The organism is Streptomyces sp. HM190, from assembly GCF_009857135.1.
GTDB lineage: Bacteria > Actinomycetota > Actinomycetes > Streptomycetales > Streptomycetaceae > Streptomyces > Streptomyces heilongjiangensis.
Genome location: NZ_CP047318.1, coordinates 4,884,704 through 4,905,716 on the forward strand (window position 1 = coordinate 4,884,704; position 21,013 = coordinate 4,905,716).

At 67.4% G+C, this 21,013-nt stretch carries 14 protein-coding genes; 8 read left to right on the plus strand and 6 right to left on the minus strand.

The window, feature by feature from the left end:
- The first annotated feature begins 78 nt into the window (after window positions 1–78).
- Window positions 79–6,663 carry an RHS repeat-associated core domain-containing protein gene (locus tag GSY65_RS20830; RefSeq protein ID WP_159771017.1) on the plus strand — a complete coding sequence of 2,195 codons (6,585 nt, stop codon included), beginning with the start codon at window positions 79–81 and terminating at the stop codon, window positions 6,661–6,663.
- A 63-nt stretch (window positions 6,664–6,726) separates the two neighbouring features.
- Window positions 6,727–7,215: an SUKH-4 family immunity protein gene (locus tag GSY65_RS20835; protein ID WP_159771020.1), complete on the plus strand. Its 489-nt coding sequence runs from the start codon at window positions 6,727–6,729 to the stop codon at window positions 7,213–7,215.
- Window positions 7,216–7,960: 745 nt separating this feature from the next.
- Here the strand turns inward: GSY65_RS20835 and GSY65_RS20840 are convergent.
- Window positions 7,961–9,745 (minus strand): sensor histidine kinase, encoded by a 1,785-nt coding sequence (locus GSY65_RS20840; RefSeq protein ID WP_159771023.1) that lies wholly within the window; start codon window positions 9,743–9,745, stop codon window positions 7,961–7,963.
- Complete coding sequence (locus GSY65_RS20845; RefSeq protein WP_159771026.1) at window positions 9,735–10,487, minus strand: response regulator transcription factor; 753 nt, start codon at window positions 10,485–10,487, stop codon at window positions 9,735–9,737. Before GSY65_RS20845 ends, GSY65_RS20840 begins: the two co-directional genes overlap by 11 nt.
- Before the next feature lie 143 nt (window positions 10,488–10,630).
- Here GSY65_RS20845 and GSY65_RS33920 point away from each other — a divergent pair, with 143 nt between their 5' ends.
- From GSY65_RS33920 to GSY65_RS20865, 4 genes are all read left to right on the plus strand, one after another.
- Entirely contained in the window at window positions 10,631–11,275 is a 645-nt protein-coding gene (locus tag GSY65_RS33920; protein WP_236579938.1) for a hypothetical protein, read from the plus strand.
- 115 nt (window positions 11,276–11,390) lie between these two features.
- A complete protein-coding gene (locus tag GSY65_RS20855) occupies window positions 11,391–12,692 on the plus strand; it encodes an HlyD family secretion protein (RefSeq protein WP_236579940.1) in 1,302 nt (433 codons plus the stop codon).
- Window positions 12,689–13,378 carry an ABC transporter ATP-binding protein gene (locus GSY65_RS20860; RefSeq protein ID WP_159771032.1) on the plus strand — a complete coding sequence of 230 codons (690 nt, stop codon included), beginning with the start codon at window positions 12,689–12,691 and terminating at the stop codon, window positions 13,376–13,378. Before GSY65_RS20855 ends, GSY65_RS20860 begins: the two co-directional genes overlap by 4 nt.
- Window positions 13,375–14,688, plus strand: a complete 1,314-nt coding sequence (locus tag GSY65_RS20865) for an ABC transporter permease (RefSeq protein ID WP_159771035.1) — start codon at window positions 13,375–13,377, stop codon at window positions 14,686–14,688. The genes GSY65_RS20860 and GSY65_RS20865 overlap by 4 nt, the downstream gene beginning before the upstream one ends.
- Before the next feature lie 184 nt (window positions 14,689–14,872).
- Here the strand turns inward: GSY65_RS20865 and GSY65_RS20870 are convergent, their stop codons facing one another.
- From GSY65_RS20870 to GSY65_RS20880, 3 genes are all read right to left on the minus strand, one after another.
- Entirely contained in the window at window positions 14,873–16,300 is a 1,428-nt protein-coding gene (locus tag GSY65_RS20870; RefSeq protein WP_159771037.1) for an FAD-dependent oxidoreductase, read from the minus strand.
- Window positions 16,301–16,550: 250 nt separating this feature from the next.
- Window positions 16,551–16,724 (minus strand): hypothetical protein, encoded by a 174-nt coding sequence (locus GSY65_RS33925; protein WP_236579941.1) that lies wholly within the window; start codon window positions 16,722–16,724, stop codon window positions 16,551–16,553.
- A gap of 192 nt (window positions 16,725–16,916) precedes the next feature.
- Window positions 16,917–17,564 (minus strand): hypothetical protein, encoded by a 648-nt coding sequence (locus tag GSY65_RS20880; protein WP_159771039.1) that lies wholly within the window; start codon window positions 17,562–17,564, stop codon window positions 16,917–16,919.
- 130 nt (window positions 17,565–17,694) lie between these two features.
- Here GSY65_RS20880 and GSY65_RS20885 point away from each other — a divergent pair, with 130 nt between their 5' ends.
- Window positions 17,695–18,306: a TetR/AcrR family transcriptional regulator gene (locus tag GSY65_RS20885; RefSeq protein ID WP_159771041.1), complete on the plus strand. Its 612-nt coding sequence runs from the start codon at window positions 17,695–17,697 to the stop codon at window positions 18,304–18,306.
- A 265-nt stretch (window positions 18,307–18,571) separates the two neighbouring features.
- Here the strand turns inward: GSY65_RS20885 and GSY65_RS20890 are convergent, their stop codons facing one another.
- On the minus strand, window positions 18,572–19,324 hold the full coding sequence (locus GSY65_RS20890) for a helix-turn-helix domain-containing protein (RefSeq protein WP_159771043.1): 753 nt from the start codon (window positions 19,322–19,324) through the stop codon (window positions 18,572–18,574).
- 165 nt (window positions 19,325–19,489) lie between these two features.
- Here GSY65_RS20890 and GSY65_RS20895 point away from each other — a divergent pair, with 165 nt between their 5' ends.
- Window positions 19,490–21,001, plus strand: a complete 1,512-nt coding sequence (locus GSY65_RS20895; RefSeq protein ID WP_159771045.1) for an alpha/beta hydrolase — start codon at window positions 19,490–19,492, stop codon at window positions 20,999–21,001.
- Window positions 21,002–21,013 lie beyond the last annotated feature (12 nt).

Below are 21,013 nucleotides of genomic sequence, written 5' to 3' on the forward strand. Positions count from 1 at the left end.
AGCTTCCCTGCTCTCTCCCATTGACCTTCAACGGCGCGCGGCCGTTTCAGCGGAGCCGCCGCCGCAAGGAGACTTGTCATGACCCAGATCGCCCCAGGCTCGTCCGGAGCGGGGACAGCCATCTCCGGCAGACGCGTGTGGACAAGGCGCATCGCCTCGGTGGTGGGCTTCGCCATGTTGCCCGGCCTACTGACACCGGTCGTGTTCGCGGCTGAAACCGACCCGCTCGGCAGGCCCGATTTGCAAGCCCCGAAGGCGACCAAGGTCTCCCCATGGACGGTGAAGACCAACAAGAAGGTCGCGGCGCAGGGGGAGAAGATCGAGTCCGCCAACCGGGTCGCGGCCAAGCGCGCCGGTCAGGACAGAGCACGGAAGGTCACATGGCCGGGCAGGGGCTCGGCAACGCTCTCGTTCTCCGGATCGGGCAGAGCCAAGGGCACCCCCGGTTCGCTGCCGGTCTCTCTCGCCGAACCGAAGGCCGTCAAGGGCAAGAAGCAGCCGCGCATCGCCGATTCGGTCAAGGTCGAGGTCCTCGACCAGAAGACCGCCGAGAAGCTCGGCATCAAGGGTGTGGTGCTCAAGGTCACCGGGCCCAAGACGGGCGGGCAGGCCCGGCTGGGCGTCGACTATTCGGCGTTCGCCTCTGCCTATGGCGGTGACTGGGGCGGTCGTCTCAATCTGTTGAAGTTCCCTGCGTGTCTGCTCAGCGACAGCGGTACGGGTAAGTGCCGTGCTCCCAAGCCACTGGTTTCGGTCAACGACCGTGCCGATGAGCACCTTTCGTCGACGCTGGCGTTCAAGCCGGCTGCGTCCCGCGCCGAGACGATGGTCCTCGCTCTGGCCGCCGGTACCCAGTCCGGCGGCGGCGACTACAAGGCGACTCCCCTGTCGTCCTCCTCGACCTGGGAGGCGGGCGGTTCGTCCGGCACGTTCACCTGGTCCTACCCGCTGCGCACGCCGCCGGCCGCGGCCGGGCCCGCTCCGGGGCTGTCGATCTCGTACGACTCCGGCGCTGTGGACGGCCGTACCGCGAACACGAACAACCAGAGCAGCCAGGTCGGTGAGGGTTTCGACCTCACGTCCTCCTATGTCGAGCGCAAGTACGGCTCCTGTGACGACGACGGGCAGGACGACAAGTTCGACCTGTGCTGGAAGTACGAGAACGCCTCCCTCGTGCTGAACGGCAAGGCGACCGAGCTCGTCAAGGACGACACCACCAAGCGGTGGCGCCTGAAGAACGACGACGCCTCCACGGTCACGCACTCCGTCGGTGCCGAGAACGGCGACGACGGTGACGCGAAGACCGACACCTCGGCGGGTGACAAGGGTGAGTACTGGACGGTTGTCACGGGCGACGGAACCAAGTACGTCTTCGGCCTGAACAAGCTGGAGGGTGCGGGCGCGAGCGACCGTACGGAGTCGGTCTGGACCGTCCCCGTCTTCGGTGACGACTCGGGTGAACCCGGCTACAGCAGTGGCAGCGGCTTGTCAGGCCGGGAGAAGAAGCAGGCCTGGCGGTGGAACCTCGACTACGTCGAGGACACGCACGGCAACGCGATGAGCTACTGGTACCAGGCCGAGACCAACCACTACGACATGCTCGGCGACGACACCACCGGCACCGAGTACGTCCGCGGCGGATACCTCAAGGAGATCCGCTACGGCCAGCGCAAGGGGGCCCTGTTCTCCGCCACCCCCGCGGCCTCGAACAAGGTCGTCCTCGACTACGCCGAGCGCTGCGTCGCCTCCGGCACCGGCTGTGACTCGCTGACCGAGGACACGCGGGACGACTGGCCTGACGTACCGTTCGACGCCGTCTGCAAGAGCGGCGACAAGTGCACCGGCAACACCGGACCCTCCTTCTTCACCCGCAAGCGGCTGACCGGCCTCACCACGTACGCGTGGAACGCGGCCGCGGCGACCCCCGCGTACGCGGCCGTCGACAACTGGGCGCTTCAGCACAGCTACCCCGACCCGGGCGACACGGGGGACTCCGCCGACCAGTCCCTGTGGCTGAAGGAGATCAAGCACACCGGCAAGCGCGGCACCGACCTCGCCCTGCCCCCGGTGACGTTCGAGCACACCCTGCTCCCCAACCGCGTCGACGGCCAGAGCGACAACATCCTCTCCTTCGACAAGCCGCGCCTGAAGAAGATCACCTCTGAGGCGGGCGCCGAGATGATCGTGTCGTACATGGAGGGCGACTGCGTCTATGGGCAGACGATGCCCAAGGTCGACGAGAACACCAAGCGCTGCTACCCGGTGTACTGGTCACCCAACGGGGAGCAGACGCCGATCCTCGACTGGTTCCAGAAGTACCCGGTCACCTCCGTGCTCACCTCGGCCCCGGACGGCGGCACGGAGGCCGTCCAGCACACCTACCAGTACTCGACGCCCGCCTGGCACTACAACGAGGACCCCTTCGTCCCGGCGAAGGAGCGCACCTGGTCGCTCTGGCGGGGCTTCCAGCGTGTCACGCACCTGACGGGTACGAGCGACACCGCACAGCTGAAGACGGTCACCGTCTACATGCAGGGCATGAACGGTGACCGGGTCCTCGGCACGGACGGCAGGACACCACACCCGGACAACCGTAAGTCGGCATCGGTGACGGGCATCCTCGCCGACGCGGCCACGGACCGTGACCAGTACGCCGGATTCGTGCGCGAATCCGTCACCTACAGCGGTTCCGCCGAGGTCTCCGGAACCATCAACAGCATCTGGTCGCAGAAGACCGCCACCCAGCACAAGTCCTACGCCGACACCGAGGCCTACATGGTGCGGGTCGCCAGCAAGACGGACCGCACCCGGGTGACGACCACCGGCACCGCCGTCAACCGAGCGCATCGGATCTCGTACACCTACGACGACTTCGGCATGGTCAGCACTACCGAGGACGAGGGTGACGCGGCCGTTACCGGCGACGAGAAGTGCACCCGCACCTGGTACGCCCGCAACGCCGACTACGGCATCAACTCCCTGGTCTCCCGGAATCGTACGGTCGCCAAGACGTGCGCCACGGCGGACTCGGCCCTCGACCTGCCTGCGGATGCGACCCGTCCTGGTGACGTCATCTCCGACACGGCCACGGTCTACGACGACGCCACCGCCACAGGCTGGTCGGCATCGCAGAAGCCGACGAAGGGTGAGGCGGTCTGGGCAGGCCGTGCCAAGTCCTACGGCAGCGACGACGCACCGGCCTGGCAGAAGTTCGCGACCACGACGTACGACGCGCTCGGCCGCCCGCGTCTGATCAAGGACACCAACAACGCACTGGTCACGGACACGACCTATGTCCCGACGGACGCAAGCCCGCTGACCTCCAGCAGCGTCACCAACATCAAGGGCCACAAGGCGACGACCGCCGTGTCGTTCGCGACCGGAGCGCCGCTCAAGGTGACCGACGCGAACAACAAGATCACCGAGTCCGAGTACGACAGCCTCGGCCGTGTCACCAGCGTCTGGCTGCCCAACCGCCTCAAGGCCCTCAGCCAGAAGCCGAACTACGTCTACGCCTACAACATCACCAACGCGGGCCTGTCCTGGGTGTCGACCGGCGCGATGAAGGGTGACGGATCGGGTTACAACACCACGTATGAGTTCTACGACAACCTGCTGCGCACCCGCCAGGTCCAGACCCCGACCCCGGTTGGGGGACGCCTGGTCTCGCTGACGCGCTACGACAGCCGTGGGCTGGCGATCAGCGCGCAGGGCGACATCTGGGACAACACCTCCGCCCCGTCCGGCACTCCGGTGCAGACGGAGGGAAGCCAGGCCCCGATCCAGACCGACACGACGTACGACGGTGCAGGCCGCGCCACCAAGACGGTCACGAAGACGCACGGCGTGACCCGCTGGACCACGGAGTCCACGTACACGGGTGACACGGTGACCACGTCCGCCCCGCCCGGCGGCCAGGCAACCGCCGTGATCACCAACGCCCTCGGCCAGATGACCGAGCGCCGCGAGTACGCGGGCCCGAACCCGACGGGCACGGACTACACGACGACCACCTACACGTACACGGACGCGGGCCAGCAGGAGACCATCACCGGCCCGGACAAGACGGTGTGGTCGTACACCTACGACCTGTTCGGACGCCAGGTCACCGCGACCGACCCCGACAAGGGCACGGCGAAATCGGTCTACGACAGCCTCGACCGGGTCGAGGCATCCTTCAACATAGAAGAAGAGAGCAAGAAGCTCCTCTACGGCTACGACGAACTGAACCGCAAGACGGGCCTGTGGCAGGGCACGAAGACGGACGCGAACAAGCTCGCCGCCTGGACCTTCGACACGCTGGCCAAGGGACAGCTGGACACGGCGGTCCGCTACGACGGCGGTTCGGTCGCGCCCGGCAAGGCATACACGAAGAAGATCACGTCGTACGACCCCCTGTACCAGGTGAAGGAGAGCCAGCTCCTGCTCCCTGAGAACGACGACCTGGTCGCGGCGGGTGTGCCGAAGACCTTGTCGTTCGCGACGGGTTACCGCCTGGACGGGACGATCAGCATGACGTCCCATCCTGCGGCGGGCGGTTTGCCCGCGGAGCAGGTCGGCTACGAGTACAACGCGACCGGGCAGCAGATCGAGTCGACCGGCACGACCGGCTATCTGCAGGGCGCGACGTTCTCTCCGCAGGGCGATCTGCGTCAGCTGGCCCTGGGCAAGGACGGGGCGGACACGGCGGAGAAGGTGTACCTGAACTGGGAGTACGAGAAGGGCACGCGCCGCCTGACCCACTCCTTCGTCACCGACGACGTACACGGCTACATGCCCCAGGAATTGCAGTTCACCCAGGACGACGCGGGCAACGTCACGTCGATCTTCGACGCCGCAACCCAGGGCGGCACCGCCAAGCCCGACTACCAGTGCTTCACCTACGACGGCCACCGCCGCCTGACGGAGTCCTGGACCCCGAAGACGGCCGACTGCACGGCTTCAGGCCGTACGACATCGAACATCGACGGCGCGGCCCCGTACTGGACGTCGTACACGTACACGGCAGCCGGACAACGCAAGACGGAGACCCAGCACACCGGTACGGGCGACAGCACGACGACGTACACGTACGACGACACCAGCGCGGCCGGCGACAACAAGCCCCACACCCTGGACAACACCACGGGCGCCAAGGCGGCCGTCTACGACTACGACGCGAACGGCAACACCACATCCCGTCCGGGTCCGAAGTCCACGCAGTCCCTCCTCTGGAACGGTGAGGGCAAGCTGGCCAAGACCACCGAGGGCACGGCGGAGACCAGCTACCTCTACGACGCCGACGGGGAGCTGCTGATCCGCCGTGCCAAGGGGGACGGCGACACGATCCTGTACCTGGGCGGCACGGAGGTCCGCCTGACGGTCAAGGGCACGACGAAGACTCTCTCCGGAACGCGCTACTACACGGCCAACGGCCAGACGATCGCGGTCCGCACGGCGACCGTGGGCACCACGGGCGCGAAGCTGAGCTTCCTCGCCTCCGACCACCACAGCACGTCCAGTCTCACCCTCGACGCGACGACCTACGCGGTCACCAAGCGGTACACGTCGCCGTTCGGCGCCTCACGTGGTACGGCGACCGGTCCCTGGCCGGACGACAAGACCTTCCTCGGCAAGCCGACGGACTCGGGCACGGGACTGACGCACATCGGTGCACGCGAGTACGACCCGAAGACGGGCCAATTCATCAGCGTCGACCCGATCATGGCGCTGGACCAGCACCAGTCCCTCAACGGCTACTCGTACGTCAGAAACAACCCCGCCACGTCCTCCGACCCCACAGGACTCATGGACCCGGGCGGCGCCGACTGCGGCCTCACAGGAACCTGCAATGTCGGCGGCGAGCCCAAGCACATCAAGAACAACCCTGACGGCGTCCTGCGCGGCGGCGGTGGAACGACCAAGAAGAATAGTGGTACCGCGAGTACCAACAGCACCGGACAGACGATGGTCAGTGGCAACGGCGAAGTGTTGTCGTGTGCGTATGGTCGCTGCTGGGGGAGCAACGTTGGACCTACTGACACAGAGGTTCACGTTGGAAACTACCTGGGGAGTTTGCTCAGCAACGGCGACTTTTGGTCCGGCCTCCTGGAAACAGTGGGAGGTTCTCTATGGGGCGGGGCGGGCCTCGCAGTCACCGCATCTGGCGTCGTGGAGTGCGGCACAGGAGTCCTCTGCCCAGTGGGAGCGGGGCAGGTAGTTGTCGGTGGCGGTATGACCGTCAGCGGAGCTGCAATGGCTTCGTCTGGTTCCGACAAACTTGGTAAAGCCTTCAGGGAAGCTGATGGGGCCGCAGAATCTGGAGGCGGCGGCAATGTAGGTGAGGTCGCTTATGGTGGTAGCGATCTGAGTAAGTCAGTGCAACTTCAGCGTCTTATAGATAAGAAGAAGACCGGAAATTATGGAGCTGCGCGACTGGATGACGGAACAATTCTTGTCGGCCGTTCGGCGAAAGGTATACATGCCGAAGAAGATCTGATTCAGCAGGCTGGAGATCGTAAGGTAGTAGATCTTTACACTGAGCGTGAACCCTGCGCAAATAAGTGCGCAGGGCTGGTCAAGGATATCAATGTGACCTATAGTTATCGCTGGAATGGAGTGGATAGGGATGCGAGCAATGCGGCACTAAAGCGGGCTATCGATGATCTCTTCAGCGGGCCGTGAAGTCGAGATGGGGTGGGGCGCTCGGTGTATGCTGGGCGCCCCGGATTTCTTTGTGAGGGCGTAGTGGCATCTGGTGATTCAGGTCTTGGCTTCGAGTTCGTTGATCTGGCAGAGGAGGTGGGAGATCCGCTTCGGGTTGGCGCCCACCTAAGGGTTCCTAGGAATTCGATTGGGGATGCCTATAGGCATGCGGGGTCCCTTGATCGCATTTCTGTTAGTGGAAAGGATTTTTTGCGCTTCGGTAGTATTGGGGCTTTCGGTAGCGCGCTCTTTGATCCGGATTCAGGCCATGTCGTGGAGTGGATTCACGATTCCTCGGAAGTGAGTCTTGTTAACACATCCCTCGATGCCTTCAGTGAATGCACTAAGGCGTTTGTGGAGAGATTCCCGCTGGGTGACATGGAAGATGAGGATGAGAGGGAGGAGAGGGATAATGCGATCGCTCGTGAAATTGAAGGCGACGTGCGACGTATCGACCCGGAGGCGTATTTCGAGGGTGGATTCTGGTACGAAATTCGCTGGAGTGTGGCCATCGGAGATTTTTCGGACTGAATTGAATATTGAGCCGAGAGCGGGCTCGTGCGGCACCCCCGTAGTTCAGTCCCCCCAAATAATCCCTGCTGTCCCGTGATCGGCTGGGTCGGCGCGGAGAGATTGAGCTATAGGATCACCGCTCGGGCAGCAACGCAGGAATCTCGTTCAACTGTGCCCAGTGGTGGGCAAGGGATGCGTCAACCAACAGAGGATGACGCCGATGCCCCGCTTGAAGCCTGGCGTCTCCCTTGAGGCTATCGATACCCTCGCGCGACGATAATGCTGTCTCGGTGATGTCGACAGGAGAGTCTGTGGGAGGTCGACAACCCGAGTGATCCGGTTCATTGCCACCCGCAGCACCTGTCTCGGTGGCCAGACGGTGGCCGGACGCCTGCGGACGACATAATGCGAGGTAGCACAGAGCAACCAGCCGCATGTGCTCTGATCAGGTGAAACGTCACTCGGCGGCACGACCAAGCACCACGCAACACGAACGCTCACGGTCTCGTAATGCGTAGGTCTCGGGTTCGAATCCCGAAGGCGGCTCAGAAGAACCCCAGGTCACTTAGCCTCCGACCTGGGTTTCTCTCTTGGTGGCCGTGTTGTCGCGGTAGATCGGTCACTTGTCGTCTGTTCGCCCCCAAGGTGTAGGCCGCAGGTTCGTTTCGCTGTCGCCTGTGGGCTGCGGCAAAGCTCTGAACTGCTGTTCCGGTGCACTTGAGCCCTGCCTCACACATGCGGGGACAAGGCCCCCTGCGGGGGATCAGGTCGGCAGTCGGACTGTGAACACGGTGTCCCTGCCCGGTCTGCTCGTCACGGATACCTCTCCGCCGTGCGCGTGCACGAGGTGTCTGACGATGGGCAGTCCGAGACCGCTGCCCCCGGTGTTCCTGCTGCGTGACTGTTCGGCTCGCCAGAAGCGGTCGAACACCCGGGGGAGATCGTCCGGTTGGATGCCGCTGCCGGTGTCGGTGACGTGGAGGTCGACACCGCCTTCCACCCGATGGGCGCTGACGGTGACCGAGCCATGTGGCGGTGTGTGGCGTATCGCGTTCGACAGGAGGTTGCCCAGTACCTGGCGCAGGCGGACGGGGTCGCCCTCGATGGTGAGGTCGTCTGTGAAGTGGCCGGTCAGTGTGACTCGGCCTGCCTGCGCGGCTGTCTGGTGGGCGCTCAGCGACTGTTCGGCCAGCTCCCGCAGGCTCAGCCTGCGGGGGTTGAGGCGCAGCGAGCCGGCGTCGGCCGCGGCGAGCACCTGAAGATCGTCGATGATGTGCTGCAAGAGGTCCGCTTCCTCCTGGAGCGAGGCCACGAGCGACGAGTCCGGGTCCGCCAGACCGTCCTCGGCTGCGTCCAGCCAGCCGCGTATGTTGCTGAGCGGGGTCCGCAGCTCGTGCGCGATGTCGCTGACCATGACCCTGCGCTGTTCGTCGGTGCGTTCGCGTCGTTCCGACAACTCGTTGAGGGCAGCGGCCAGATAGCTGATTTCGTCCTTGGTGGTGATGGGGACCCGCAGGTGCCGGCCCGAGGGGTCGCGGGCCGCGTTGGCCAGCGCCCGCAACGGACGTACGAGCCGAATCGCGACCATCGCGGTGATGGTGATGGTCACGGTGAGGACCAGGCCGGTGGTCCCCAGCACGCGCAGTGTTCCGGCCCTGGACAGATCGAAAACAGCAGTGGCCGTCTGGGAAGGGCTGGTGACGAACAGCAGTGCTGCCGGGGCGACATGGGGCGCCAGCTGTTCGCGCCGGCCTTCCTCGACGCAATCGTCGAGGGCGGAGGAGCCCTGCTCGAAGTTGACCTGTCCCAACCGGAACTGCGTGTCGATCGTCAGGGGTTCTTCCACGCGTATGCGGTTGCGTTCCGCGCAGGTGCGGACGAGCGCGGTGAGTTCGGTGAGTGCCTTGGTCTCGGTAGGGGTGGGAGCGAGCAGTTCCTTGGTCGCACAGGGCTGCGGGGTGACCGCTTCGGACCGGAGGGCGCGGACGGCGGGCCTGCCGCTGGGTTCCTCGACGATGTGCGTGCGCAGCCCCTGTGTGTCGTAGAGGCAGGAGACCTCCCGGCGTGCGAGCTGCCTCAGCTTCTTCCTTTCCGCGGTGGGCAGCAGGTAGGGGCCGACCGCCCGTGCGTCGATCCGGGAGACCTGCTCCGACGTGCCGGTGCCCTGGTCCGGGGACGGGCTGAGGTGCAGAGGGTCGATGACGGCGCTCGCGTTGAGGGGCAGCCGGTCGACGGCCGACCGGTCCGAGGCGGCGATGACCTGGCGTGCCCGCGTGGTGATGACGATGCCGCGCCCGGTTCTGCGGGCGAGATCCCGGACGGTGTGTTCGGCTCCGTCCCAGCTCGGGTGCAGGGCCGCGAAGCCTTCGAGTGTGTGCTGGATGGTGGCGTCGTCCGCGAGGATCTGGCCCCGTTCCTGCTTGATGGCGAGTGTGGTGCTGCGTGCCGTGAGCCAGGCCGTGGCGGCGATGGAGACGAGGGAGATCGCCACGGAGGTGATCAGGAGGCGGAGCAGCAGGCTGTTGCGCAGGGGCACTTCAGGCGCCATCGTCGCCTCTGGTCAGTTTGTACCCGATGCCGTGGACCGTCCGGAGGCGCTGGGGTGTGCGGGGGGAGGTCTCGATCTTCTTCCGCAGGTTCAGTATGTGCACGTCCACGGTGCGTTCGGAGACGGTTCTGCCATGGTCCGCCAGGCAGTCCAGCAGTTGGGATCTGGTGAAGACCCGATCGGGTGAGGAGGCCATCGCGCAGAGTATGCGGAATTCGCCAGGGGTGCAGTTCACCGGGCGATCGTGGACGAATACCTGGTGCTGGTCCGTATGCACGGTCAGGCGGCCGACCGTGAGAACCGCTCGGTCGACGGGCCCCGTCGGCGCCGCAGGGGCGGTAGGGCACATGGGGTCTTGGGACGCCGGACGGGCCGTGTGGCGGCCGCGGCGCAGCAGTGTGCGGACGCGTGCCACCAGTTCGCGCGGTCTGAATGGTTTTGTCATGTAGTCATCCGCTCCGAGATCCAGGCCGCGAAGAAGGTCGTCCTCGGTCGAGCGGGCGGTGAGCATGAGGATGGGCAACTCGCTCTCACCCCGTAGTCGGCGGCATATCTCCAGCCCGTCCAGGCCGGGGAGCATCCAGTCGAGAACGAGCAGGTCCGGTGGTCGGCGGGTGGCTTCCCCGAGTGCTGTGCCGCCGTCGTGCACGACGGTTACCTCATAGCCGTCGTGCACGAGGTAGCGGCGGATCAGCTCCGCCTGTTTCCGATCGTCCTCTGCCACCAGTACGTATGTGGACATGGCCAGATCATAAGCCTGTGTGGCAGGGGTGGAAGTGGAACATCGGATTGTTTTCCTTGACAACTTCTTGACAATTATCTGCTAGGTCGGGTCGCATGGAAGCGTTAATACTTTCCTGACAATGCCATGTCAGGCTGTGTGGCATGAGAGTAAATACCGGCAGTACCGGCTTCCGTTCGCTGAGTCTTTCGCGTGAGAAGTTCCTGCTCGTTTCCGGCGCCGTGATGGCGGTGATGCTACTCGCCGGCTGCTCCGGCGCCGGTGGGGACGGGGAACCCGGCGTCGATTCCGTCGATGGATCCACCGGAACGGCAGAGAAGACGGAATCGCGGAGGGGAGGTGGCGGGGACGGGAAGGTGGATGACTCCGAGTCCGGTCGCCCCCAGCTCCGGCTGGACACCTCGGCTGTCGAAGAGGTGCGGATGAGCCAGGGCTACTTCCAGTGCCTGAAGAGTCAGGGTGTGAAAATCGGGAAGATCGGGTCGAAATTGGAGGGAGTGGACCCTGATCTTCTGGGATGGCCCGGCGGGAACGTATCGGTGGACCATCCTGACGCGGAGAAGAAATGTCTGGGGAAGAAGCCTCTCCAGCCCCCGGAGACGGATCCGAAGAGCAATCCTCATTACATGAGTGACTATGCCGACTGGATCGAGTGCATGAACGGCAAGGGGCTCAAGGTGGACCCCCTTCCCAATGGTGAGGGCTGGAACTACGAAGCGGGCACGACGCCGCCCAGTAATTCTGAGCAGATCAGTCAGGAATGCATGATCGAGGCGTTCAGTGGATAGCGGCCGGGATCCTGCCGAGACGATGCCTCTGCGTGTGGCCGTCCAGGAGGAAAACGGGGAGGCCCGTCATGCGGAGGACCTCCCCGGGGCGACGGCACGCGGCCGGAAGAAGGCGGTGCTTCTCAGTACCGTCGCCATGCTCCTGGCGGGAGGAGCGGGAGCCGGGTTGGTGTGGGCGGGCGGTGGCGGAAAGACCCTCGAACCCGAGGCCGGTCCGAAGATACGGCAGGTCGCGGTGGCCAAGACGGATATGTCCGGGGTCAGGGAGATGGAGGGCGCACTCGGCTACGACTCCGTGCGCACCATCCGGGGCGCCGGCGAAGGAGTGGTGACCTGGCTCCCGAAACAGGGTGCGACGGTCGAACGCGGTGAGCAGCTGTACCGCGTCGACGAGCGTGCCACCGTGGTCTTCTACGGCAGTACCCCCCTGTACCGCAGGCTCGACACTCCCGGCACCGTCGGCCGTGACGTACGGGTCGTGGCCGACAACCTGAGGGCCGCCGGCTACGACATCGGGCAACAGCCGGCTCCGGGCACGGTCGTTCAGCAGCGGACACCGGTGGATCAGCAGACGTCGGCGGACGCCGGTTCCCTGACTGCGGCCGGCACGGATCAGACCACCACCGAGCCCGGCTCCGGCCCGTCCCCGTCGGCTCAGGGTGACGATGCCGGCCAGGGGGCCGGGGCCGGCGAGTCGGCGGAGGAGCAGACGGGTGAGGGCCGGTCGAGTGAGCCCTCCCGGCAGGTCACGGTCAAGGAGGGGGACGGTGTGCTCACCGAGGGCCTGATGTCCGCGATCAAGCGCTGGCAGAAGTCCGTCGGCATCGAGCCGACCGGTGTTCTGGAGAGCACTGATGTGGTGGTGACACGGTCGGCGGTCCGTGTCTCGGAGGTGTCCGCCCAGACGGGGGACGCGGCGGCGAACGAGTTGTTGTCGGTCACCGCCACCACCAAGTCCGTGCGTGTTCCGGTGGAGACGCTCGACCTCGGGACCATCAAGGCGGGTCAGAAGGTCACCGTGGTCCTTCCGGGCGGGACCGAGACCGCGGGCGAGGTCGCCACGATCGGTACGACCATCAAGGCGGACCAGCAAGGAGAGAGCGGTGCGGGCGTAACCAAGATCAACGTAACTGTTTCGGTCGACGATGCCGAGGCCGTCAAAGGCATCGACGCCGCGCCCGTGCAGGTCAGGTTCGAGGGCGAGGCCAGGAAGGGCGTACTCGCCGTCCCCGTCGGGGCTCTGCTCGCCCTGCGCGAGGGAGGCTATGCGGTGCGTCTGGCCGAAGGCCGTTCCGGTGAGGAGCGCTCCGCCGGGGGCCGGCTCGTTCCGGTCGACACTGGCATGTTCGCCAGGGGACTGGTCGAGATCAGCGGCGAGGGCGTCGCCGAGGGCATGAAGGTGGAAGCCACGGCATGACCGAGGTCATCAGCGTCCTGGAGGCGAGCGTCATCTACCCACCCGAGGTACGGGCCCTCGACTGTGTCTCCCTGTCCGTCGCGCAGGGCGAGTTGCTGGCGATTCTCGGCCCTTCCGGCTCGGCCAAGTCCACCCTGCTCAACATCATGGGCACACTGGCCCCGCCGACCAGTGGCAGTGTGATCCTCGAGGGACACAACGTGGCGGAGCTGTCCGACCGTGAACTGTCCGCCCTGCGCGGGCGCCGCCTGGGTTTCGTCTTCCAGCATTTCCATCTGACGGACGGACTCACGGCGGCGGAGAACGTGGCGACCGGTCTGCTGTACGCCGGCGTGCCTCGCAGGTACCGGAAGCGGATGGCCGCGGAGGCCCTGGCCCGTGTCGGTCTCGCACACCGCGCCGACCATCTCCCGCACCAGCTCTCCGGGGGCGAACGCCAGCGGGTTGCCATAGCCCGCGCGGTCGTCCACGAGCCTGCCCTCGTCCTCGCCGACGAGCCGACCGGTGCGCTCGACACGGCGAACGGCGAGGCGGCGCTCGCCCTGCTGACCGAACTCAACGCGGCAGGCACCACGATCGCGCTCATCACCCACGACCGGGACATCGCCGACCAGTTGCCGCGCAGGGTCCATATGCGCGACGGCCACAAGGTCGCGGACACCGCACCGACCGAGAGCCTCACATGACAGCCACCCCCTCCGAACACTCCCGCTCCAAGCGCTCCGGCTCTGAGCCGTTCTCCCCCAGGCAGTCGGTTGCCGTGTCCCTGCGCTCGCGCAGCTCCGTCACGAACAGCGCGAAGCCCGTACGGCTGGCCTTTCTGGATCTGTTGAGTCTGGGCATGCTGGGCCTGCGGACCCGCAAGATGCGTGCCGTGTTGTCGGCGCTCGGTATCTCCATCGGTGTCGCCACGATGGTGGTGGTGACGGGGATCCCGGCCTCCAGCCACCGCGCGTTGATCGAAGAGATATCGGCGTTGGGTCCCAACATGCTGCGGGTACAGCCGGTCGCCGGGCAGGCCGAGCCGGTCCCGCTGCCCGAGGGGTCGGTCGACATGGTGCGCCGGATCGGGCCGGTCACCGGGGCGAGCGCGGTGGCCAACACCAACACGGAGGTGCAGCGTTCCGATGTCACCTCCGGGCAGGACTTCTCCAGTGCGGGGCTGAGTGTTCTGGCGGCCCGCCGGGATCTACTGGATGTCGTGGGGGGCAGGGTCCTGTCGGGAAGGTTCTTCAGCAAAGCCGACGAACAGTTCCCCACCGCGGTCCTGGGCTACGAGGCGGCAGGCCGTCTCGGTATCGGGGAGATTCCCGCGGACGAGCCGGCTCCGGAGATACGGATCGGCCGATCGTGGTTCACCGTCGTCGGCATCCTCCGTTCCGTACCCCTGGCCCAGGAACTCGACGTTGCCGTACTGACGGGATGGACCGCCGCCAAGAAGACACTGCGGTTCGAGGGAAACCCCACGGTGATCTACGTCAAGGCGGGGGAGGAGCACCTCGAAGACGTACGGAAGGTGCTGCCCGCCACCGTGTTCCCGGGACAGCCGGGGCAGGTTCAGGTCAGCCGTCCGTCCGATGCGCTGGCCGCCAAGCGTGCCACGCAGAACTCCTTCTCCGCGCTCTTCCTCGGGCTGGCCGGTGTCGCCCTGCTGGTCGGCGGGACAGGTGTGGCCAACACCATGGTCATCTCGGTGCTGGAGCGCCGCAGAGAGATCGGGCTCCGTCGAGCGCTGGGTGCGACCCGGGGCCAGATACGGGTCCAGTTCTTCACCGAGTCGGTGGCGCTCTCGCTGCTCGGCGCCGTCGCCGGAACAGCGCTCGGTGTGCTCGCCGCTGTCGGGTACGCGGCGTATCAGGGCTGGCCGTCCGTCATCCCCCTGGCCTCGGTCGGGGCCGGCTGCCTCGGTGCCGTGACGGTCGGCATGGTGGCCGGGGTCTACCCCTCGGTCCGTGCGGCCCGACTCCCCCCGACAGAGGCGCTGGCCTCGGCATGAGCGGGCGTTCGGCCGTCGGCGCCCCGGCAGGTGGGGCGGCGACGGCCGAGTTCAGAAGGAGCGGGTCAGGGCGATGTCTCGGAACACCCGCGGGCTTCCTCCCCTCGGCCGGCAGGAGGCGGGGGCGAGAGTCGCTGTCGCTGACCGGGGCGGCGATGTCTCCTTCGCCTCACACGCGCGGGGGTCATGCGTCGGCGGTGTCCGTCGGCAGCGGTGTGGCGGTGAAGACGGAGTCCGGGTCGACTGCGGACTTCACGGCGAGCAGGCGTTCGGTGTTCGGCCCGTAGGAGTTCGCTACCTGGTCGGGCGTCTCCGGCCCCAGGAAGTTCACGTAGCCGCCCGGCAGGGAGAACGGCTGGAGGGCTGTGTGAGTCTCTTCCAGCCAGCGCAGGTGCGAGGACCCGCCGTCGCCGCTGCCTGTGTGTTGCTTGTTCTCGCCGTTCTCCCACAGGGAGATCAGCTCGACCATGAGGTGCGGTTCGCGTCGGCCGAAAGCCGTGGAGCCGACAGGTGGGCGGGTGGCGGCACCGTGGAACTGGTGCCACACGATCGCGGAGAACGGTGAGGTGAACTCCCGGGCAGCCCGGGTGAGGACGGTCGCGATGGAGCCCGTGACCGTCTGGACGGTCCGCGTGCGGATCGCGCCCCTGCGTCCGGGTGGGAACATGGCGTCCGTCGCTGCCAGCGTCGCGGAACGGGCGACCGGTCCCACCTCGGCGAGCACGGGTGTACCGAGTCCGGCCAGGGCACGTACCGGCCCGTTCTCGGCGTTCCCCACCTCCGGATCCCCTGACCAGGTGGGCGCGACGTACACCGTCGGCTTGCCGTCCGGGCCGGGAAGGAACCCCACGTCCACGGTCAGCTCGTCGGGACTGTCCTGAAGGATTCCCGCGAGGTCGGCCAGGATGCCGGCGCTCTGGTCGATCGGGTACAGGATGGTTCCCGAGACCACTGTCGGTACGGGGTGGAGACGGATCCGTGCCGAGGTCACGACGCCGAAGTTGCCACCGCCGCCGCGCAGGGCCCAGAAGAGGTCCGGATGGTGTTCGGCGTCGGTGTTCACCCGTGAACCGTCGGCCAGGACGACCTCGGCGCCGAGCAGGTTGTCGGCTGCGAGCCCGAACCGCCCGAGGAGGGGACCGTACCCGCCGCCGAGCGTGAGGCCGACCATTCCGACGGAGCCCGCCGTTCCGGTGGCGGCTGTCAGGCCCGCCCGCTCGGCGGCCGTGACGACGTCGGACGAGAGCGCCCCGCCCCCCACCGTCGCGTGACGGTGGTTGACGTCGACCCGCACTTCCCTCATGCCGGTCAGATCGAGAACCAGCCCACCGGGACGGAACGCCCGGCCCCAGAAGTCGTGACCCCCGCCACGCACGGAGAGCGGCACCCCGTGGTGACGAGCCGCGCGCACGGCGGCCTGCACGTCAGCGGTGCTCGCGCACCGGACGACGACAGAAGGGCGGACGTCGACGGCTGCGTTGAACAACACCGCGGTTCGTGCGTACTCCGGTCCGTTGGTGAGCACACGGCCCGGCTGGATGGGGGACCGCAGCTCGGCCAGGAAGGCGGTGCCGAGCGCTTCGTGGGCGTCGGCGTCGTTGGGGGGTCGCATGGTCACTCCTGTGTGCTCATCGGGTGCGGCTGTCGAGGGAGCAGTGCGGGTCCGGTGGCGGGACCGGTCCGGTAGCGCTCTGCCGGTGCGGCGAGGGCGTCGCGAACCGCCGGGGGGCCGGCCGTGTGTCGGGAGGGTGCTCGGTCCTGAACGCATCAGGAGGAGGGCAGGTCGGGCTCGACGCACTGCTGGGCGAGAACGGTGGCCATGTCGGGCAGCAGCACGGCCACGGCGTCGTGGGTCAGTTCCGTCAGGCGCAGGCGCCCCCCCCGAGAGTGGCGACACCGAGGACGTGCTCACCGGCCAGTTGGGTGGTCTGCGCCGGTCCCCACAGAGCGGTGAGGCAGGTGCGGTCGTGTGCCGGCGGCTGCACCACCCCGAGGTTGGTGATGTGGATGTCGGCGGCGGTCGCCACGGTCATCATCGCCTCGGCCTCCTCGGGGGTGGCCGGCGGCTGTCGGGCCAGCGCCTCCGACGTTCCTCGTCGCGGTCGTACTGAGGTTCAGGCGTTCCAGCCGCCGCCCACGGCCCGGCGCGCAGGACAGGAGGCGCGCGGCGCCTCGCGCAGTCCGGGGACGAACGCGTCGAACCGCGTTGACTTCCTCGCTCCGAGGGGTCAGCGACCGGCCGCGTCGAGCAGAGCGGAGTACCGCAGGCGGAGCGCGCGCTCCGTACTCGCCAGGACGGCCCCGACCCCCAGCGCGAGGTTCAGCCAGATCGGCAGGTGTATCGGCGATGCGAACGTTCCGATCCGCTGCGCGACGGGAGGAATCTGAGAGACGGGTTCGGCGAGCTGCAACAGGTTCAGGCCCACGCCTGTGACCAGCAGCAACACCGATCCGATGGCGATCGCCCGGCTCAGTCCCGGATGGCGGGCACCGAAGCGCGCCCGCCGTCCCTCCGCCGAGGCCGGGTCGGGCGTGAGCTGCTGCGGCTGCCCGCCCGAGGGGCGGTAGTGGCAGCGCCTGATGCCGTAGCCGCTCATCGCCACCTCGATGACGCCCCCGTCGACGGGGAAGACCGCGGGCAGCTTCGACTCGGCCACGTGCCTGCCGTCCAGGAACAGATGCGCCCGGATCCTGCTGTCGTCCACCCGCGCCCAGTGCCGTACGTCGACCGCGTGCAGGCGGGCGGGCCCGTCGGCGGCGGGAAGCCGTAGCCAGAACAGGGAGCGAAAGGGGAGCTGCCACCAGCGGAACCGCTGCAGTTCCCTGCCGTCTCCCGGCTTGAGGCGCCTTGATGCCGCCCACTGCTTCCAGGTCATGCTCCGCCCCTTCTGCGCACGTCGGCCGCACCCTCACTAGTACAGCGTGTTAGAGAAACGCTAGCACGCTGTACTAGTACGGTGTGCTAGTACAGTGAAGGGGGTTGGGAGAAGCCAAGGAGAGCGGGACATGGACACACGCGAGAAGATCCTCCAGGCCGCCGCGCAGATGCTCGCCGAGGACATGACGGCGAAGCTGAGCGTGCGGGCGGTCGCCGCGCGTGCGGGAGTGAGCACCGGCTCGCTGAGGTTCCACTTCCCCACCCAGCGCGGCCTGCAGGACAGCGTGCTCGCGCGGATCTACGAGCACCTCCTGCCCGGCGACCCGATCCGGGACCGGACACTGCCGCCCCGCGAACGGCTGCTGAACTGCCTGCGGCAGGTCCTCGCACCGCTCGGCACCGACCAGGACGCGCGAACCGCATGGGGCACGATCTACCGGAGCTTCATCGAACCCGAGCCGACCGAACCCGTACGCGCCGCATACCTCGCTCATGAGCGGGAGGCGGAGCGTCTGGTCGAACACTGGCTGACCGTGCTCGCCGAGGAAGGCGCACTGCCCCCGGGGGACCACACCCGCAACGTCAGGTTCCTTCTCACCGTTCTCAACGGTCTCTCGGTAGAACGGGCCTTGCCCACCGGCGCATCCGTCCTGATCGCCGAGACCGAGACCCTCAACGCCGCCGTCGACCACGTCCTCTCCGTCGGCCCCGCACCGACCGCCGGGCCGACTCGGCCGTGAACCGAACCAGCCACCCCTCCGCACCGCTTCTCCCCGACGGGTAGGGGCGCGTTCCCCCCGACAGGCAGAGGCGCGTTCCCCGCGACGGAGGGGCGCGAGCGCCAGAGTGATGCATGCCCCCTTGTGCGGAGCGGGCTGGTCGGCTGCCGACCTGCCCCATCAGGGGCCGCGGCGCGGTCCGCTGCCGCACGGGCCTCGTTCCAGTAGGCCGGTACAACGCTGCGCGGGCGGCACGGACGCGGCCTGGGCCTGCCCGGCGCCGCCCTCACCGCTGGGCGTCGTCTCTCTCGCTTCCCGCCGTGTCGTTCTCGACGAGGAGGGTGTGGACCCGCCGCAGCACGTCGAGGTGGGCGCGGTTGTGGAACTCGACCAGTGCGTGCACGGCGACCGACTCCGCAACAGCCCTTTCCCGGTGCGAGGCCAGCCCGAGGTCGGCCAGACCAGGGTGTTCCCGGTGCTGCCGGCGGACTTCGACTGCCATGCGAGCAGCCAGCCGCTGCCGTACGTCGTCGGGAGCGTCCTCGTCGAGCGCCACGAACTCCGCTTCGACATCCCCGCGGGGTCCCGCGAGCTGTTCCTGGAGGGCGGCCATCGCCACGGGTGTGAGGATGCTGGACAGGGCCATCAGCAGGGACCGCTGATTCTCGGGCAGGTCGTCGGCGAGCGTCCTGAAGTCCGGGGGCATGTCGAGCGCGGCCCGGTGCTCCATGACGGCCGCCAGTTCCCGCCGCATCCGCTGCCGCCGCTCGATGTCCGCCGCGAGTTCGGCGTCCAGGTCCCGGAGGATCTGCCGCGCCCTCTCGTCGCCGCTCTCGACCGAGGGGACGTCCGCGAGGGCCACGCCGAGGTCGGTCAGTCTGCGGATACGCAGGAGGCGCACCAGATGACTGACGCCGTACAGCTTGTAGCCGTTGGACGCCCGTTCCGGCTCGTCCAGCAGACCGATCTCGTGGTAGTGCCGGACGGCCTTTGCCGTCGTGCCCGCGAGTTCCGCCAGTTGACGGGTACTCCACGCCACCAGGAGCCCCCTCTCCAGGATCGTGCCCGGCGGCCATTGAAAACCCTGCCCCTGGGGCACGGTCAACTCCGGCCGTTTCCGACCCGGCAGCCATTGACCGTGCCCCAGGGGCAGGGAGTGGGCTGGTCGCGACCACCACCACGAACCCGTATGCGGAGACTGGACATGAATCGACAAGGCAGTGTCGCCCAGAGCCTGGCCCTCTTGGCGGTCCTCGGCCTGGGCGCGTCGCTGACCACCGTGCCCGCCGCCGCCGAGGAGGCGAAAGCACCCCGGGCGAACTGGGGTCGGTGCCCCGACGACGTCGTGGCGGAAGCCACTCCGACCGTGCTGCAGTGCGCCACCGTGTCCGTGCCGCTGGACTACGCCCGTCCGGAGGGCGAGCAGATCGACCTCACCGTCTCCCGGCTGGCCGCCACCGACCCGGACAAGAGGCGCGGTGTTCTCATGCTCAACCCGGGCGGCCCCGGCGGATCCGGGCTGGCGCTCTCCGCGCTCCTGGTGGCCCAGGGCCTGCCCAGCAGCGTCACCGACCGCTACGACCTGATCGGCATGGACACCCGCGGGATCGGTCATTCCACACCGGTCGGCTGCGGCTTCACCACGGACAGCCCCTACTACTCCAACATCCCGCCCTACGCGGTGGACGACGCCGCGGTCACCGCACAGGCGAAGGTCGCCGAGCAGGTAGCCCAGCAGTGCGCGGACAACGACGACGACGGCCGACTCCGTCACCTCACCACCGCGAACACCGCGCGCGACCTGGACCGGATCCGGGCCGCACTCGGCGTGGAGAAGACCAGCTACCTGGGCTATTCCTACGGCACGGCACTCGGTGCTGCCTACGCGTCGATGTTCCCCGAGCGCTCCGACCGAATCGTGCTCGACAGCAACATCGGGGACACCCACCTCGACCGCGACGGCATGCGCCGCTACGCGCTCGGCATGGAGCAGACCCTGCCGGACTTCGCGAAGTGGGCCGCCGACCGCCACGACAGCTACGGACTGGGCCGCACACCCGGGCAGGTCCGGGCGTCCTACCTCACCATCGCCGCCAGACTCGACAAGGCTCCCGTCGCAGGGATCGACGGCGGTCTCTTCCGGCTCCTGACCTTCGGCCACCTGTTCAAGCAGACGCAGTACCCCACGCTGGCGCAGACCTGGCAGACGCTGCTCGAAGGCGACGCGGCCGCGGTCCGCCGCCTTCGGGCCGACCAGCAGGAAGGGACGGACGGGCCGGTGTCGCCGACCGACAACGCCCTGACCGTGTTCCTCGCCGCCACCTGCAACGACGTCGAGTGGCCCGAGGACGTCGACACCTACCGGCGGGGCGTCGCCGAGGACCGTGAGCGCTACCCGCTGTACGGCGCTGCCACCGCCAACATCACACCCTGCGCCTTCTGGCCGTACACCCCCGCCGAACCGCCCGTGGAGGTCGACACCGAAGGCCCGCGCAACGTGCTGCTCCTGCAGAACCGCAGGGACGCGTCGACCCCGCACGTGGGAGGGAAGATGCTGCGCGAGAAGTTCGGTGACCGCGCCCGGCTGGTCAGCGTCGACGACAGCGGGCACGGCGTCTACGTTCTGGGCAAGAACTCCTGCGCGTTGAACACCACCACGCGCTACCTCGTCGAGGGCGAGATGCCCGCGAAGGACACGTTCTGCCGCGCGGACTGACCACCCGACCCG